The sequence below is a fragment of the Bacillus sp. 5mfcol3.1 genome (assembly GCF_900114335.1).
Taxonomy (GTDB): domain Bacteria; phylum Bacillota; class Bacilli; order Bacillales; family Bacillaceae_G; genus Bacillus_A; species Bacillus_A thuringiensis_S.
In genome coordinates, this window is the sequence record NZ_FOST01000011.1 from 1 (window position 1) to 16,095 (window position 16,095).

Below are 16,095 nucleotides of genomic sequence, written 5' to 3' on the forward strand. Positions count from 1 at the left end.
GCCCCCCTCAAGATGAGATTTCCCATAGCGTAAGCTAGTAAGATCCCTGAAAGATGATCAGGTTGATAGGTTCGAGGTGGAAGCATGGTGACATGTGGAGCTGACGAATACTAATAGATCGAGGACTTAACCATATAATATGTAGCAATGTTATCTAGTTTTGAAGGAATATGCCTTCATAGTTTGGTGATGATGGCAGAGAGGTCACACCCGTTCCCATACCGAACACGGAAGTTAAGCTCTCTAGCGCCGATGGTAGTTGGGACCTTGTCCCTGTGAGAGTAGGACGTCGCCAAGCAACTAAAAACACAAGTCTTTTGACTTGTGTTTTTTTGTATTGTTAAAAAGAATGGGAAAGAAGTAATGGTAATACAAACACGTTGCCCAAGAGTTAATCATATTATATAAGAGATGGGTGTATATTTTTCTGGAAATTGTTAAGGATTAGAAGTATAAAATAGGTTCACTTAAATAGGGAGGGAAGGTTATGAAATTACAAAGTGAAGTTTGTATTGTTTGTGAGGCAAAAAGAAAAGAAGGTATATATGTTTATAATAATTTAATATGTTATGAATGTGAAAAGGATATGGTGAATACAGAGACAGATGATCCGAAATATATACATTATTTAAAGCAACTTCGAAAATTAGAAGTATCATATTTTTAAATAGGCATATGCCTATTATTTTTTTTGTTCTGTATAATAGATGGAGAATGAATAATAAGGAAGAGATGTAGATGAATCAAAATCATATGCCTTTATATGAGGCGTTAATCGAGTTTAAAGAAAGAGGGCCGTTATCCTTTCATGTCCCAGGTCATAAGAATGGTTTAAACTTCCCTCAGAAGGCAATAAGAGAGTTTAAAGATATTCTATCTATTGATGTAACTGAGTTAGCAGGACTAGATGATTTGCATAGTCCGTTTGAATGTATAGATGAGGCACAACAATTATTGGCTGAAGTGTATGATACAAAGAAAAGTTATTTTTTAATTAATGGTTCAACAGTCGGGAACTTAGCGATGATTTTGTCTTGTTGTGGGGAACATGATATTGTTCTTGTACAAAGAAATTGTCATAAATCAATTATTAATGGTTTAAAACTAGCGGGAGCAAATCCCATTTTTTTAGATCCATGGATTGATGAAACTTATAATGTACCAGTGGGAGTTCGTAATGAAATTATTAAGAAAGCAATTGGAAAATATCCAAATGCGAAAGCACTCATTCTAACGCATCCTAATTATTATGGTATGGGGATGGATTTAGAGGCAAGCATCGCTTTTGCACATGCACATGAAATCCCTGTTTTGATAGATGAGGCACATGGGGCACATCTTTGTTTAGGAGAACCATTCCCGAAATCAGCGTTAACATATGGTGCAGATATTGTAGTGCATTCTGCACATAAGACATTACCCGCAATGACAATGGGTTCCTATTTACATATAAATAGTCACTTAGTAGACGAAGAGAAGGTTACTACTTATTTAAGTATGCTACAATCTAGTAGTCCATCGTATCCAATTATGGCTTCCTTGGATATAGCACGCTTTACAATGGCGCGTATAAAAGAAGAAGGTCATGGTGAAATTGTTGAGTTTTTACGGAGATTTAAGGAACGGTTACGTTCTATTCCCCAAATCGCCATTTTAGAATATCCGTTGCAAGACGAGTTAAAGGTTACCGTACAAACTCGTTGTCAGTTATCAGGGTACGAATTACAGTCCGTATTTGAAAAGGTCGGTATATATACAGAGATGGCTGATCCGTACAATGTCCTATTTATTTTACCCCTGCAAGCAAATGAGGGGTATATGAAGGTTATAGAGATGATCCGAGTAGCATTGCAACATTATGACGTGAAAGACAAGAGGGAATCTATTCGTTATACTTATAAAGGTGAATTCTCTCCGTTGCCGTATACGTATAAACAACTAGAAAGATATGGAACAAGGATAGTATCTATAGAAGAGGCTGTTGGAATGATAGCGGCGGAAATGGTGATTCCGTATCCACCTGGGATTCCATTGGTTATGTATGGAGAGAGAATTACTTCAGAGCATAAAGAGCAAATTATGTATTTAGAGAGAGCAGGAGCTCGTTTTCAAGGTAATACGAAATATATGAAAGTGTATGATATAGAAAGTAGGTTTTAGGATGAAGGGATTATTTGTAACAATTGAAGGCCCAGAAGGTTCAGGTAAAACAACGTTAATTAAAAGCTTATTGCCATATTTTGAACAAAAAGCACAAAAGGTAATGGCGACAAGGGAACCAGGTGGTATTGCAATTTCTGAGGACATTAGGACGATTTTACATAAACAAGAATATACGATGATGGAAGCACGTACAGAAGCGCTTCTTTATGCTGCTGCGCGCAGACAACATTTAGTAGAAAAAGTTATGCCAGCACTTAATGAGAACTATCTCGTGTTATGTGATCGTTTTATAGATAGTTCTTTAGCATATCAAGGCTATGCAAGAGGATTGGGTATGGATAAGGTATTTGAAATAAATCGTTTCGCAACAGAGGACTGTATGCCTAGTTTAACAATTTATCTAGACATTGAGCCTGAGGTTGGCTTGGCTCGGATTGAAAAAGATGCAGGACGTGAAGTAAATCGACTAGATATGGAAGATATCTCTTTCCATAAACGTGTGCGCGAAGGGTATTTACAAGTTGTAGAACGTTTCTCGGAGCGTATTGTATTGGTAAATGCTGATCAGCCGATGGAAAAACTTATAGAAGAAGTTGTTCAGATTATAGAAGATAAATTGTTATAATAGAAGGAAAGAATGAAATAAGTGAGGTATGCATTATGATGAAGACGTGGGAGCAGCTTTCTGCTATACAACCCATCGGTGTAAAAATGTTGATGAATAGCATTGCAAAAGAGCGTATATCCCACGCTTACTTGTTAGAGGGAGGGAAAGGTACGGGAAAGTTTGCGACAGCAATTCAAATGGCAAAGAGTTTCCTCTGTTCTCAGCGGAATGGAGTAGAGCCCTGTCATGTATGCACAAATTGTAAGCGAATTGATTCAGGTAACCACCCTAACTTACATATTGTAAAACCAGACGGATTATCTATTAAGAAGCAGCAAATTCATGATTTACAAGAAGAGTTTTCAAAAACAGGATTAGAGGCAAATAAAAAATTATATATTATTGAGCACGCAGATCGTATGACGGCAAATGCGGCAAATACACTTTTGAAATTTTTAGAAGAACCAAGTAGTGATACAACCGCTATTTTACTTACTGAACAAAGTCATCAAATTTTAAATACGATTTTATCTCGTTGCCAAGTTGTTACGTTTAGACCGTTACCTACAGAATCTTTAATTAGAAGATTACAGGAAGAAGGTATTACAGCATCTTTATCGACACTTGCTGCTCAACTCACAAATAGTTTTGATGAAGCTTTAGCTTTATGTAGTGATGAATGGTTTGCACAAGCACGAGCTTTAGTGATAAAATTATGTGAAGCGCTCGAAAAAGATAAAACCTCTATTTTTTTTGTACAAGAAAAATGGGGAAAACACTTTGGAGAGAAAGAACAATTACAGCAAGGGTTAGATATGTTACTCCTTATTTATAAGGATTTACTATATGTTCAACTTGGAGAAGAAGATCGTCTTGTTTTTCATGAGCAGAAAGAGATGTTTGAATCGTTTTCCTATGCTCAGAAGCGCATTGTATCAGCTCTCTTTAATATATTAGAGGCAAAAAATAGAATCAACGCTAATGTAAATGCGCAGCTTGTGTTCGAACAGTTAGTGTTGCGGTTGCAGGAGGGATGACCGTTTTGTATGATGTAGTAGGTGTTCGCTTTAAGAAGGCCGGAAAGGTATATTACTTTGATCCAAATCAGTTCGATATCTCTGAAAATGAGTTTGTTATTGTAGAAACGGTAAGAGGTATTGAATACGGAAAAGTAGTTATTACCAAAAAGCAAGTTGATGAAAACGACGTTGTATTACCGCTAAAAAAGGTTATTCGTATTGCAAATGAAAATGATCGTACCATTGTTGAAGAGAACAAACATGCTGCAAAAGAAGCATATCAAGTCTGTCAGCAAAAGGTAGTAGAGCATAATCTTGATATGAAACTTGTAGATGTAGAGTATACATTCGATCGTAATAAGATTATTTTCTATTTTACTGCGGATGGTCGGATTGATTTCCGCGAACTAGTGAAGGACTTAGCGGCAATTTTTAGAACAAGAATTGAACTAAGACAAATTGGTGTTCGTGATGAAGCGAAGATGCTAGGTGGTATTGGTCCATGTGGTCGTATGCTTTGTTGTTCTACTTTTTTAGGAGATTTTGAACCTGTATCCATTAAAATGGCAAAGGATCAAAATTTATCATTAAATCCTGCAAAAATCTCTGGTTTATGTGGTCGCTTAATGTGTTGCTTAAAATATGAGAATGATGAATATGAGGCAGCAAAGGAACAACTTCCTGATTTAGATCAACGTATACAAACCCCGCATGGTACTGGCCGTGTGATCGGATTAAATATTTTAGAAAGATTAATTCAAGTGGAACTAGTAGACAAGGAACGGATAGTAGAATATACGTTAGATGAGTTAGTGAATAAAGGGGTCGTTTCGAGTCAAACCACAGATTAATGAGGTGGGTGCTTGTGGAGAAAAAAGATATTTTTGAATCGGTTTCTAGTATGGAAGAGCAAATTGGACATTTATACAAACAGTTGGGAGAGTTAAAACAGCATCTTGCAGAGTTGTTGGAAGAAAACCAGCATATAAAAATGGAAAATAACAATTTGCGACACCGTTTTGAAGAAGTGCAGAATAAAGAAAAACAAAAAACTCAAAAGCGTAAAGAAGTGAAGCCGAAAACAGATATTGGTGAAGGCTATGACAATTTAGCGAGACTGTATCAAGAAGGTTTTCATATTTGCAATCTACATTATGGAAGTGTACGTAAAGAGGGAGATTGTTTGTTCTGTCTGTCATTCTTAAATAAAAAGTGAAATTACCTTTCCAATTATAATTGGAAAGGTAATTTTTTATACATGAAATAGGGTAGGTTAAGGGTAAGAAAAGGAGCAGTATATGAATTTATATGAAGATGAACGTTTAGATTACTTATTAGCGCAAGACATGAAGATTATACAAAGCCCATCAGTATTTAATTTTTCTTTAGATGCTGTTTTACTGGCAGATTTTGCATGGGTACCAATTCAAAAGGGGAATTTACTTGATTTGTGTACAGGTAACGCAGTTGTCCCCCTTCTATTAAGTACAAGAACAAAAGGAAAGATTACTGGTGTGGAAATTCAAGAACGCTTATATGATATGGGAGTAAGAAGTGTTCAATATAATGGGCTGGAAGAAAGAATTCACCTCATACATGGAGATTTGAAAGATATGCCAGAGAAACTCGGACGTCATCAATATGATGTTGTTACATGTAATCCACCATATTTTCAAACACCTCAAACTTCAGAGAAAAATATGAATGAACATTTAGCGATAGCTCGTCATGAAATTATGTGTACATTAGAAGATGTTGTATCTGCAAGTAGTCAGTTAGTAAAACAAGGTGGGAAAGTGGCGTTTGTACATCGTCCAGGGCGATTACTCGACATTGTCACATTAATGCGTAAATATAAAATTGAACCAAAGCGTGTGCGATTTGTTTATCCTAAGGTTGGAAAAGAAGCAAATACATTGTTAATTGAAGGAATTAAGGATGGAAATGCAGATTTAAAAATTTTACCACCTCTCGTTGTATATGAGAACAATAACGAATATACAAAGGAGATACGTTCAATTTTATATGGAGAAGAATAAGCATTTTTTTTATGTGGTAGAGTGCTCTGATGGAAGTTATTATGCTGGATATACAAACCATATAGAAAAACGAATACAGACTCATAATAGCGGCAAAGGAGCTAAGTATACACGCGTCAGGCTTCCTGTCGTTTTAAAATATGTAGAGACCCATGATGATAAGCGTACAGCTATGCAAGCGGAGTATTACTTTAAGCAATTAACGAGAAAACAAAAAGAGGCATATATGCAAAAAGGAGAACGCTATGTGGCAACAAAAAAGCTTTCAACAAAATGAAAAGGGAGTTTTATATTTAGTACCAACTCCTATTGGAAATTTAGAAGATATGACATTTCGTGCAATCCGAATTTTAAAAGAAGTTGATTTAATTGCTGCTGAAGATACGAGACAAACGAAAAAACTTTGTAATTATTTTGAAATTGAAACACCTGTCACGAGTTATCATGAGCATAATAAAGAAGTAAGTGGAAAGAGAATATTAGAGAAGTTAGAGGATGGAAAGAATGTAGCACTTGTTAGTGACGCTGGTATGCCGTGTATTTCTGATCCGGGTTACGATATTGTTGTTGAGGCAGTAGCTGAGCAATATCATGTAATTCCGCTTCCTGGAGCAAATGCAGCCCTTACAGCATTAATTGCATCCGGTCTTGAAACAAAGCAGTTTTATTTCTATGGTTTCTTGCAGAGAAACAAAAAGGAACGGAAGATGGAGTTAGAAAAGCTTCGTTATGTACAAACTACAATGATGTTTTATGAAGCGCCTCATCGTTTAGATGATACTTTAATTTCGATGCAGGAAGTGTTGGGAAATAGAGAGATTGTATTGTGTCGAGAGTTAACGAAAAAATTTGAGGAATTTATTCGAGGGACAATTCAAGAAGCAATTGAGTGGACGAAGCAAAATGAAGTACGTGGTGAGTTTTGTATTTTAGTAGCTGGTTCAACAGAAGAACCTGCTCCAGAAGAACAATGGTGGGAATCTCTTTCAGTATATGATCATATTGAACACTATATAAATGAAAAAGGTATGAATTCAAAAGAAGCGATTAAAACAGTCGCTAAAGATCGAGATTTGTCGAAAAGAGATGTATATCAAATCTATCATGTCGATAAAAAATAAGCTTCTCATAATTGAGAAGCTTATTTTGCTGTTTCGATATAATCTTGAAGTTCGTTTAAGATTTGCTCAGCGCCTTCTTTGCTTAAGATGATTTTACCTTCAGCTAAAGAAAGGTTACCGTCAGATACTTCACCAGTTACTTGGCAAGTCATGTTTGGTTTATATTTCTTTAAGATGATTTTTTCGTCATCAACATAGATTTCAAGAGCGTCCTTTTCTGCAATACCTAAAGTACGGCGTAATTCGATTGGAATTACTACACGACCTAATTCATCAACTTTACGAACAATACCAGTAGATTTCATAATTTTTTTCCTCCTAAATAAATAGTTTATAAGTTTCGAGTCTATTTTTAGATTCGTCATTTTTCGACAAAATACCCTATGGACATATGATACCAATCATTTACATTTCCGTCAATTCTTAAATTCTATATTTTTTAAAAAGATTTATAGATTTCTTATTTCTTATATATAATAGATTGAGAGGAAATTCCACAATTATTTACAATATTTTCAGAAAAAAATAACAAATTTCAAGTGGAGATTGTATATTTTTTTGAAATATGAGCAATAGATGATAAAGATATCGAGCATTAAGACCCAGAATTCAAAATTAGGTTGGCTTAAAGAAGATAAGTGAGATTCGGGCTGCTCGTAAAAGCCCGATTGATGTGGGCTAATAATCAGTGGGGATGAAGAAAAACCCCACTGATTAAAGTTTCACTTTATATATGAGTTTTTGATATACTGTTTATAAATACATATGAGGTTATTCGGGAGGTCCAAAACAATGACAGAGGAAAATAAGTCCTTTTATATTACTACCCCAATTTATTATCCAAGTGGAAAATTACACATTGGACATGCTTATACGACAGTAGCAGGAGATGCGATGGCACGATATAAGCGTATGCAAGGATATAATGTGCATTATTTAACAGGAACTGATGAGCATGGACAGAAGATCCAAAAGAAAGCAGAAGAGTTAAATATTACGCCACAGGCATATGTTGATAATATTGTTGCAGGAATTAAAGAGCTTTGGGAGAAGATGGATATTTCTTATGATGATTTTATTCGTACAACTGAAGATCGTCATAAAGATGTTGTCGAAAAAATCTTTAAGCAATTAGTAGATCAAGGTGACATTTATCTTGATGAATATGAAGGTTGGTATTCTGTACAAGATGAGACGTTCTATACAGAGCATCAATTAGTAGATCCAATTATGGAAGGTGACAAAGTAGTTGGAGGGAAAAGCCCAGATAGTGGTCATGATGTAGAACTTGTTCGTGAAGAATCTTATTTCTTTAGAATGGGTAAATATGTCGACAGACTATTAAAGTTCTATGAAGATAATCCACATTTCATTCAGCCGGAGTCTCGTAAAAATGAAATGATTAATAATTTTATTAAACCAGGATTAGAAGATTTAGCAGTTTCTCGTACTTCATTTGACTGGGGAGTTCGTGTTCCTGGTAACCCAAAACACGTTATTTACGTATGGGTTGACGCATTATCTAACTATATTACGGCGTTAGGTTATGGAACAGCAAATGAAGAGAAATATAAAAAATTCTGGCCTGCAGATGTGCATTTAGTTGGGAAAGAAATCGTTCGTTTCCATACAATTTATTGGCCGATAATTTTAATGGCATTAGATTTACCTCTTCCAAAGAAAGTCTTTGCTCATGGCTGGATTTTAATGAAGGATGGAAAGATGAGTAAGTCAAAAGGAAACGTAGTAGATCCAGTTACATTAATCGATCGTTATGGATTGGATGCATTACGTTATTACTTACTTCGTGAAGTTCCATTTGGATCTGATGGCGTATTTACACCAGAAGGATTTGTGGAGCGTATTAATTTCGACTTAGCAAATGACTTAGGTAATTTATTAAATCGTACAGTAGCTATGATTGATAAGTACTTTAACGGAGAAATCCCTGCATTTAAAGCAAATGTAACAGAATTTGATGAAACGTTAGTAGCGTTTGCACAAGATACTTTGAAAAAAGTAGAAGAAGCAATGGAGAATATGGAGTTCTCTGTAGCGTTAGGATCTATTTGGCAATTGGTTAGTCGTACGAATAAATATATTGATGAAACACAACCATGGGTATTAGCAAAAGATGAGAATGATCGTGAAAAGTTAGCTTCCGTAATGGCTCATTTAGCAGAAGTACTTCGTCAAACAGGTATTATGCTTATGCCATTCTTAACAGTAGCACCAAGCAAGATGTTTGCTCAGCTTGGCCTTACTGATGAGGCTCATAAATCTTGGGAAAGTCTATCTACAATTGGCTGTATTCCAGCTGGAACAAAAGTAGAAAAAGGAAACCCGATTTTCCCTCGTTTAGAAATAGAAGTGGAAGTAGAGTACATTAAAGAACAAATGAAAAGCTCTGCCCCTAAAGTAGAAGAGAAAAAAGAAGAAGAGCCGAAGGCAGAAGAAATTACAATTGATGATTTCTTTAAAGTAGAATTACGCGTAGCTGAAGTACTATCTGCTGAACCTGTGAAAAAAGCAGACAAGTTGTTAAAAATTCAACTAGACTTAGGCACAGAAAAGCGTCAAGTTGTTTCTGGAATTGCAAAATTCTATTCGCCAGAAGACCTAAAAGGTAAAAAGGTTATTTGTGTAACAAACTTAAAACCTGTAAAATTACGCGGTGAATTATCGCAAGGTATGATTTTAGCGGGTGAAGAGAATGGCGTATTGTCATTAGCATCAATTGACCAAAATCTACCAAATGGTACAAAAATCAAGTAATTAAGACAAGAAAAGAGATGTTTCACGTGTAACATGTGTGAAGCGTCTTTTTTCTTTTTACATTCTCTATTTTTGCATTAAGATTGTAGTATTGTTATCGTTAAGTTATTAAAGAACTTATTTTTGTAGAATAAACTGGATTTCAATATAAAAGGAGTTATGTATTATGTTGTTTGATACACATTCGCATTTGAATGCAGAGCAATTTGAAGAAGATTTGCAAGAAGTTATTGCCCGAATGAAAGAAGCGGGAGTTACTTATACAGTTGTTGTTGGTTTTGATGAAGTAACGATAAAAAAGGCGATGGAATTAGCTGAAGCTTATGATTTTATTTACGCTGCGGTTGGATGGCATCCAGTTGATGCAATTGACATGACAGAAGAACATTTAGCTTGGTTAGAAGAACTTGCTTCTCATCCTAAAGTCGTTGCACTTGGAGAAATGGGTTTAGATTATCATTGGGATAAGTCTCCAAAAGAAATACAGAAAGAAGTATTTCGTAAACAAATTGCATTAGCGAAAAAAGTGAAATTGCCGATTATTATACATAATCGCGATGCAACTCAAGATATTGTTGATATTCTAGAAGAAGAGAATGCAGCTGAAGTAGGAGGCATTATGCATTGTTTTAGCGGCAGCGTAGAAGTAGCAGAGCGATGTGTTGATATGAACTTTCTAATTTCGTTAGGCGGACCAGTTACATTTAAAAACGCTAAAAAGCCGAAAGAGGTTGCTACGGAGATTCCATTAGAGAAATTGTTAATAGAGACGGATTGTCCATATCTAACGCCGCATCCATTTCGAGGGAAACGAAATGAACCGAGTTATGTAAAACTCGTAGCAGAAGAAATTGCGAATTTAAAAGGTGTTTCTTATGAGGAAGTAGCAGAAATGACAACCAAAAATGCAAAAGCTTTATTTGGTGTTGAATAAAAAAGAATGGGGAAACCTGTTCTTTTTTATTTTGAAAAAACACTAGTAGAAGTGATGAAGAAAATAAATGTGAATGATGAAGTGTTACAATAAGGACAGAGAACAAAGATTTTTCTATTCTATTTTTTAAAATATAAGAATGAGGAAAATAATAATGGAAAAGTCGTCATTTTTTTGTTTTACTAAGTAGAGACGAAACGAGTGTGGAGGCAAGCATGAAAATAAAAGAGATTATCGTTGTAGAAGGTAAAGATGATACAGTTGCGATTAAGCGTGCTGTTGATGCGGATACAATTGAAACGAACGGTTCAGCAATCGGTGATCATGTTATTGAGCAAGTTAAATTAGCGCAGCAAAAAAGGGGCGTTATTATTTTCACAGATCCAGATTATCCTGGAGAGCGTATTCGAAAAATTATTTCTGACAAGGTTCCCGGCTGTAAGCATGCCTTTTTACCGAAGGAAGAAGCGCTTGCTAAAAGGAAAAAGGGAGTTGGGATCGAACATGCTTCTAATGAGTCGATTCGCCGTGCTCTAGAGAATATACATGAAGAAATGGAAGCTTATACAAGTGAAATTAGTTGGAGTGATTTAGTCGATGCAGGCTTAGTGGGCGGAGAAATGGCAAAGAGCCGCAGAGAAAGAATGGGTAAGCTATTAAAGATTGGTTATACAAATGCAAAACAGTTACATAAACGATTACAGATGTTTCAAGTTTCAAAGGAATCATTTGGAGAAGCTTATAAGCAAGTAATACAGGAGGAAAAAAAATGAAGGATATCGCAACGCCAAATCGTACAAAAGACATTGTTGAAAAGTATGGATTTTCATTCAAAAAAAGTTTAGGACAAAACTTTTTAATTGATACAAATGTATTAAATCGTATTGTCGATCATGCAGAAATTGGTTCAGAAAGTGGTGCAATTGAAATTGGACCAGGTATCGGTGCATTAACAGAGCAATTAGCGAAGCGTGCTAAAAAAGTAGTGGCTTTTGAAATTGATCAAAGACTATTACCAATTTTAGATGAGACGTTAGCACCATATGGTAACGTTACAGTTATTAATAAAGACGTACTAAAAGCGGATGTACATGAAGTATTTAATGAGCAATTTGAAGAAGGGCAAGATGTAATGGTAGTAGCTAACTTGCCATACTATATTACAACGCCAATTTTATTTAAATTGCTTGAAGAAAAGTTACCAGTTCGTGGATTTGTTGTTATGATGCAAAAAGAAGTTGGAGATCGTTTAGCTGCTAAACCTGGAACGAAAGAGTATGGTTCTTTATCGATTGCTATTCAGTATTATACAGAAGTTGAAACAGTTATGACTGTACCGCGTACAGTGTTTGTACCACAGCCAAATGTTGATTCTGCAATTATTCGCCTTCTAAAGCGTCCGAAACCGGTTGTAGAGGTGACAGATGAAACATTCTTCTTTGAAGTAGTACGAGCAAGTTTCGCACAGCGCCGTAAAACTTTGATGAATAATTTATCAAATAATTTAAATGGTTTCCCGAAAGATAAGGAATTATTGGATCGAATTTTAACAGAAGTAGGAATTGATCCAAAGCGAAGAGGCGAAACGCTATCTATTGAAGAGTTTGCAACATTAAGTAATGCATTGGTTCTTCATAAATTATCATAAGAATATGAAAGGGACAGTTCAACTTGAACTGTCCCTTTTGTCACCTTTCTCCCTCTAAATTCATATTTTAAAAACAGGTAAGATGGCCTAATGAGTTTGGAGGTAGGAGAATGGCTTTACATGTTGGAGAATTAGTGGAACGATATTCTCATAAGAGGGATATTCTTTTTCGTATTATAGAAATAAAAGGCGAGATAGCTATATTGTTTGGAGAGGAAATTAGACTGGTGGCGGATGCGCCACTTGAAGATTTAATTAGTATAGATCAACGAGAACATAAAAAAAGGGTGAAGCGTGAGAAAGAAACAATGGAGCGCACGTATCGTTTGTTTCAACAAGATTATGTGTTAATGAAACAAAGGCATGAACATACTTCAACTGGTGGATACACAAGTGAGGTGAATTATTTTCAAATGCCGGGACGTGTATTGCATATAGATGGAGACCCTTTATATTTGCGCAAGTGCTTAGACTTATATAACAAAATTGGCGTTCCTGTACAAGGTATTCATTGTAAAGAAACGGAGATGCATGAAAAAGTAGTAGACTTAATAGATCACTTTCGCCCAGACATTCTCGTTATTACGGGGCATGATGCATATACAAAATCGAAAGGAGTGAAGGGAGATTTAGCGGCATATAGGCATTCAAGGCATTTTGTACAGGCTGTTCGAGAAGTGCGAAAAAAATATCCATCATTGGATCAACTTGTTATTTTTGCTGGGGCATGTCAATCGCACTTTGAGGCACTAATTCGTGCAGGGGCCAATTTCGCTAGTTCACCATCTAGAATTAATATTCATGCACTAGATCCTGTATATGTAGTTGGTAAAATTAGTTTTACTTCATTTATGGAGAGAGTCAATGTATGGGATGTCGTACGTAATACAATTACTGGTGAAAAGGGACTAGGTGGAATTGAAACGAGAGGGATTTTACGAACGGGATTACCTTTTCAACATTACGAGGAGTAAGCAGGGTACATATGTATCTTGCTTTTTTGTATGGAAGGATTTAAATGAATTTGGATAAAAAGAGACAAGAACGTACAGACTACGTAATGATACTTTTACAATATAGTATTTCTTCTATCTATTCAAACGCAAGATGATATTAGCTGTGAATCGAGGTTAATAATTAGGATAGATATATCGTGTTTTAAGTGTTCAATCTAAATTACAGCGAGGTGTAGCGAAGTATATGTCAAAACGTTTAGATGAAATTAAAAGCGAATTAGATCACCATCTTGGACAGCGACTTATGTTAAAAGCAAATAGTGGAAGAAGAAAAACTGTGGAGCAATCAGGTGTACTAGCAGAAACATACCGTTCTGTTTTTGTTGTACAATTGGATCAACAAGAAGATGCGTTGCAACGTGTATCTTATAGTTATGCAGATGTTTTAACAGAGACAGTAGAGTTAACATTTTATGGAGACCCTCATGATGAGGTCATTTTATAATCCATATATCATTACATATATTCCCATAAATGAAAAGCTATATTATTTTGCATACTAACTATACCGTAGCAAAATAAGGAGGGACTCTGCATTGAGTAGACGAAGAGGTGTCATGTCAAACCAATTTAAAGAAGAGCTAGCAAAAGAGCTTGGCTTTTATGATGTTGTTCAGAAAGAAGGATGGGGCGGAATTCGTGCGAAAGATGCTGGTAACATGGTGAAACGTGCTATAGAAATTGCAGAACAGCAATTAATGAAACGAAACCAGTAGTTGTAAGATACTTTCTATGCTACGGTAGCCGAGGAGACATTCCTCGGCTTTTTGTACTCTAAAAGGTGCCATCATTTTACATAAGTAGTTTCATTCTGAATGCTTTTCGTTATAATTAGGGAAGTGTCATCGTCTTACTATAAATTTATGGTAAAATAAACGATAAAAGATTGAGTACATAGAGTGGGTGAATAGATTGAAGCTACTAGTGAAAGCACCAGCAAAGATTAATCTGTCGTTAGATGTACTGGGAAAAAGACAAGACGGATATCATGAAGTGAAAATGATTATGACAACCATTGATTTAGCAGATCGTCTAGAACTAACGGAATTAGCAGAAGACCGTATTGAAATTTTATCCCATAATCGGTATGTCCCAGACGACCAACGAAATTTAGCTTATCAGGCAGCGAAATTATTAAAAGAGAAGTTTAATGTAAAAAAAGGTGTATCTATTACTATTGAAAAAACGATTCCAGTAGCAGCTGGATTAGCAGGTGGAAGTAGTGATGCAGCAGCGACATTACGTGGTCTTAATAAATTATGGAATTTAGGGCTTACAATTGATGAGTTAGCAGAGCTTGGCGCAGAAATTGGATCAGATGTATCTTTCTGTGTATATGGCGGCACAGCAATTGCCACTGGAAGAGGAGAGAAAATTGAGCATATAAAGACTCCGCCTTCTTGTTGGGTTATTTTAGCGAAACCACATATAGGTGTATCTACTGCTGATGTGTATGGAAATTTAAAGTTAAATCGAGTTACACATCCAAATGTAGATAAAATGGTTGATGTCATAAATTCTGGAGATTATAAAGGGATTTGTGATACTGTTGGTAACGTTTTAGAAGATGTAACATTTGGAATGCATCCTGAAGTTGCACGTATTAAATCACAGATGAAGCGATTCGGAGCGGATGCTGTATTGATGAGTGGAAGTGGTCCAACTGTATTTGGACTTGTACACCATGATTCTCGAATGCATCGCATTTATAACGGATTAAAAGGATTTTGTGAACAGGTCTATGCGGTACGTTTATTAGGAGAGCGAGAAACGCTTGAATAAAGACGTATAATACGTTATGATTTGTTTAGAATATTCGTGATTTGAGGTGAGAGTATGAAAATTAGAAGAAGTACAAGATTAGTCGATATGACTTATTACTTGCTACAAAACCCTCGTCAGCTAGTATCTCTCACTTTTTTTGCTGAAAGGTATCAATCGGCTAAGTCTTCCATTAGTGAGGATTTAGTTATTATTAAGCAAACGTTTGAACAACAAGGGGTCGGCACATTGCAAACGATACCAGGAGCAGCAGGAGGAGTGAAATATATACCGTATATAAGTGAAGAAGAGGCAGATCTAATTATTGATGAGCTTTGTGGCTTATTTGAAAATCCAGATCGTATTTTGCCTGGCGGTTACTTATACATGACAGATTTATTGAGTAATCCTCGCCATATTAATGGCGCAGGTCGTTTGTTTGCTTCTGTTTTTGCTAGGCAATCAATTGATGCGGTTATGACAGTGGCAACGAAAGGGATTCCACTTGCTTATGCAGTGGCAAATTACTTAGATGTACCAGTTGTAATTGCAAGGAAAGATAATAAGGTAACAGAAGGTCCGACTGTTAGTATTAACTATGTGTCGGGTTCTTCTAAACGAATTCAAACAATGACGTTAGCAAAACGCAGCCTTCCAGAAGGATCGAATGTTTTAATTATTGATGACTTCATGAAAGCTGGCGGAACGATTCAAGGTATGATGAGTATGTTAGAAGAGTTCAAGGCTAATGTTGTTGGTATTGGTGTATTAGTAGAATCCACAGATATTGAAGAACGACTAATTAATAATTTTGTATCATTAATTCGTCTATCGGAAGTTGATGTGAAAGAAAAAACGATTCAAGTGGAAAAAGGGAATTATTCTCTTGCACCATTTGATGAAGGGCTTGTAGAGGCTGAATAAAAGGTAGAGCAGATAGCTCTATCTTTTTTTATTTTATTTATAGATTATAAAATAGATGGACAAACTGCCTTTCGTACACTATTTTTAA

At 35.7% G+C, this 16,095-nt stretch carries 19 protein-coding genes and 2 rRNA genes; 20 read left to right on the top strand and 1 reads right to left on the bottom strand.

Annotated features, from left to right (window positions below):
• The 11 genes from BM089_RS27330 to rsmI form a co-directional block, all read left to right on the top strand.
• Positions 1-134, top strand: a 23S ribosomal RNA gene (locus tag BM089_RS27330); the annotation flags it as partial.
• A gap of 48 nt (positions 135-182) precedes the next feature.
• Positions 183-298 (top strand): 5S ribosomal RNA (gene rrf, locus BM089_RS27335).
• A gap of 189 nt (positions 299-487) precedes the next feature.
• On the top strand, positions 488-667 hold the full coding sequence (locus BM089_RS27340) for a sigma factor G inhibitor Gin (protein ID WP_090978606.1): 180 nt from the start codon (positions 488-490) through the stop codon (positions 665-667).
• A 71-nt stretch (positions 668-738) separates the two neighbouring features.
• Positions 739-2,160, top strand: a complete 1,422-nt coding sequence (locus BM089_RS27345; RefSeq protein ID WP_001073004.1) for an aminotransferase class I/II-fold pyridoxal phosphate-dependent enzyme — start codon at positions 739-741, stop codon at positions 2,158-2,160.
• Between the two features lies 1 nt (position 2,161).
• Complete coding sequence (gene tmk / locus BM089_RS27350) at positions 2,162-2,788, top strand: dTMP kinase (RefSeq protein WP_000677220.1); 627 nt, start codon at positions 2,162-2,164, stop codon at positions 2,786-2,788.
• A gap of 35 nt (positions 2,789-2,823) precedes the next feature.
• A complete protein-coding gene (gene holB / locus BM089_RS27355) occupies positions 2,824-3,807 on the top strand; it encodes a DNA polymerase III subunit delta' (protein ID WP_000978578.1) in 984 nt (327 codons plus the stop codon).
• A 5-nt stretch (positions 3,808-3,812) separates the two neighbouring features.
• Entirely contained in the window at positions 3,813-4,640 is an 828-nt protein-coding gene (locus BM089_RS27360; RefSeq protein ID WP_000272429.1) for a PSP1 domain-containing protein, read from the top strand.
• 14 nt (positions 4,641-4,654) lie between these two features.
• Complete coding sequence (yabA, locus tag BM089_RS27365) at positions 4,655-5,005, top strand: DNA replication initiation control protein YabA (protein ID WP_000412063.1); 351 nt, start codon at positions 4,655-4,657, stop codon at positions 5,003-5,005.
• Between the two features lie 82 nt (positions 5,006-5,087).
• Positions 5,088-5,828: a tRNA1(Val) (adenine(37)-N6)-methyltransferase gene (locus BM089_RS27370; RefSeq protein ID WP_001055355.1), complete on the top strand. Its 741-nt coding sequence runs from the start codon at positions 5,088-5,090 to the stop codon at positions 5,826-5,828.
• Positions 5,815-6,105 (top strand): GIY-YIG nuclease family protein, encoded by a 291-nt coding sequence (locus BM089_RS27375; RefSeq protein ID WP_000414350.1) that lies wholly within the window; start codon positions 5,815-5,817, stop codon positions 6,103-6,105. Before BM089_RS27370 ends, BM089_RS27375 begins: the two co-directional genes overlap by 14 nt.
• Positions 6,074-6,949, top strand: coding sequence for a 16S rRNA (cytidine(1402)-2'-O)-methyltransferase (gene rsmI / locus BM089_RS27380; RefSeq protein WP_000267824.1), 876 nt, complete (start codon positions 6,074-6,076; stop codon positions 6,947-6,949). The genes BM089_RS27375 and rsmI overlap by 32 nt, the downstream gene beginning before the upstream one ends.
• A 20-nt stretch (positions 6,950-6,969) precedes the next feature.
• On the opposite strand, the gene BM089_RS27385 is transcribed toward rsmI, so the two are convergent.
• On the bottom strand, positions 6,970-7,254 hold the full coding sequence (locus BM089_RS27385) for an AbrB/MazE/SpoVT family DNA-binding domain-containing protein (RefSeq protein ID WP_000843036.1): 285 nt from the start codon (positions 7,252-7,254) through the stop codon (positions 6,970-6,972).
• Between the two features lie 460 nt (positions 7,255-7,714).
• Here BM089_RS27385 and metG point away from each other — a divergent pair, with 460 nt between their 5' ends.
• The 9 genes from metG (at position 7,715) to purR (ending at position 16,007) form a co-directional block, all read left to right on the top strand.
• On the top strand, positions 7,715-9,724 hold the full coding sequence (gene metG, locus BM089_RS27390) for a methionine--tRNA ligase (protein ID WP_071713453.1): 2,010 nt from the start codon (positions 7,715-7,717) through the stop codon (positions 9,722-9,724).
• A gap of 166 nt (positions 9,725-9,890) precedes the next feature.
• Positions 9,891-10,658 carry a TatD family hydrolase gene (locus tag BM089_RS27395; protein ID WP_000895840.1) on the top strand — a complete coding sequence of 256 codons (768 nt, stop codon included), beginning with the start codon at positions 9,891-9,893 and terminating at the stop codon, positions 10,656-10,658.
• 215 nt (positions 10,659-10,873) lie between these two features.
• Entirely contained in the window at positions 10,874-11,431 is a 558-nt protein-coding gene (gene rnmV / locus BM089_RS27400; protein ID WP_000692837.1) for a ribonuclease M5, read from the top strand.
• A complete protein-coding gene (rsmA, locus tag BM089_RS27405; RefSeq protein WP_000651548.1) occupies positions 11,428-12,306 on the top strand; it encodes a 16S rRNA (adenine(1518)-N(6)/adenine(1519)-N(6))-dimethyltransferase RsmA in 879 nt (292 codons plus the stop codon). Before rnmV ends, rsmA begins: the two co-directional genes overlap by 4 nt.
• Before the next feature lie 110 nt (positions 12,307-12,416).
• Complete coding sequence (gene yabG, locus BM089_RS27410; protein WP_001173734.1) at positions 12,417-13,280, top strand: sporulation peptidase YabG; 864 nt, start codon at positions 12,417-12,419, stop codon at positions 13,278-13,280.
• Positions 13,281-13,506: 226 nt separating this feature from the next.
• Positions 13,507-13,767, top strand: coding sequence for a biofilm formation stimulator Veg (locus BM089_RS27415; protein ID WP_000044346.1), 261 nt, complete (start codon positions 13,507-13,509; stop codon positions 13,765-13,767).
• 112 nt (positions 13,768-13,879) lie between these two features.
• A complete protein-coding gene (locus BM089_RS27420; RefSeq protein ID WP_000070633.1) occupies positions 13,880-14,038 on the top strand; it encodes a small, acid-soluble spore protein, alpha/beta type in 159 nt (52 codons plus the stop codon).
• A 196-nt stretch (positions 14,039-14,234) separates the two neighbouring features.
• Complete coding sequence (gene ispE, locus BM089_RS27425) at positions 14,235-15,104, top strand: 4-(cytidine 5'-diphospho)-2-C-methyl-D-erythritol kinase (protein WP_000772104.1); 870 nt, start codon at positions 14,235-14,237, stop codon at positions 15,102-15,104.
• 54 nt (positions 15,105-15,158) lie between these two features.
• Complete coding sequence (gene purR, locus BM089_RS27430; RefSeq protein ID WP_000702467.1) at positions 15,159-16,007, top strand: pur operon repressor; 849 nt, start codon at positions 15,159-15,161, stop codon at positions 16,005-16,007.
• The last annotated feature ends 88 nt before the right edge of the window (positions 16,008-16,095 follow it).

Coding starts and splice junctions, on each gene's coding strand:
- BM089_RS27340 (WP_090978606.1), top strand. CDS start 488: ATGAAATTACAAAGTGAAGTTTGTATTGTTTGTGAGGCAAAAAGAAAA.
- BM089_RS27345 (WP_001073004.1), top strand. CDS start 739: ATGAATCAAAATCATATGCCTTTATATGAGGCGTTAATCGAGTTTAAA.
- tmk (WP_000677220.1), top strand. CDS start 2,162: ATGAAGGGATTATTTGTAACAATTGAAGGCCCAGAAGGTTCAGGTAAA.
- holB (WP_000978578.1), top strand. CDS start 2,824: ATGATGAAGACGTGGGAGCAGCTTTCTGCTATACAACCCATCGGTGTA.
- BM089_RS27370 (WP_001055355.1), top strand. CDS start 5,088: ATGAATTTATATGAAGATGAACGTTTAGATTACTTATTAGCGCAAGAC.
- BM089_RS27375 (WP_000414350.1), top strand. CDS start 5,815: ATGGAGAAGAATAAGCATTTTTTTTATGTGGTAGAGTGCTCTGATGGA.
- rsmI (WP_000267824.1), top strand. CDS start 6,074: ATGTGGCAACAAAAAAGCTTTCAACAAAATGAAAAGGGAGTTTTATAT.
- BM089_RS27385 (WP_000843036.1), bottom strand. CDS start 7,254: ATGAAATCTACTGGTATTGTTCGTAAAGTTGATGAATTAGGTCGTGTA.
- metG (WP_071713453.1), top strand. CDS start 7,715: ATGAGGTTATTCGGGAGGTCCAAAACAATGACAGAGGAAAATAAGTCC.
- BM089_RS27395 (WP_000895840.1), top strand. CDS start 9,891: ATGTTGTTTGATACACATTCGCATTTGAATGCAGAGCAATTTGAAGAA.
- rnmV (WP_000692837.1), top strand. CDS start 10,874: ATGAAAATAAAAGAGATTATCGTTGTAGAAGGTAAAGATGATACAGTT.
- rsmA (WP_000651548.1), top strand. CDS start 11,428: ATGAAGGATATCGCAACGCCAAATCGTACAAAAGACATTGTTGAAAAG.
- yabG (WP_001173734.1), top strand. CDS start 12,417: ATGGCTTTACATGTTGGAGAATTAGTGGAACGATATTCTCATAAGAGG.
- BM089_RS27415 (WP_000044346.1), top strand. CDS start 13,507: ATGTCAAAACGTTTAGATGAAATTAAAAGCGAATTAGATCACCATCTT.
- BM089_RS27420 (WP_000070633.1), top strand. CDS start 13,880: ATGTCAAACCAATTTAAAGAAGAGCTAGCAAAAGAGCTTGGCTTTTAT.
- purR (WP_000702467.1), top strand. CDS start 15,159: ATGAAAATTAGAAGAAGTACAAGATTAGTCGATATGACTTATTACTTG.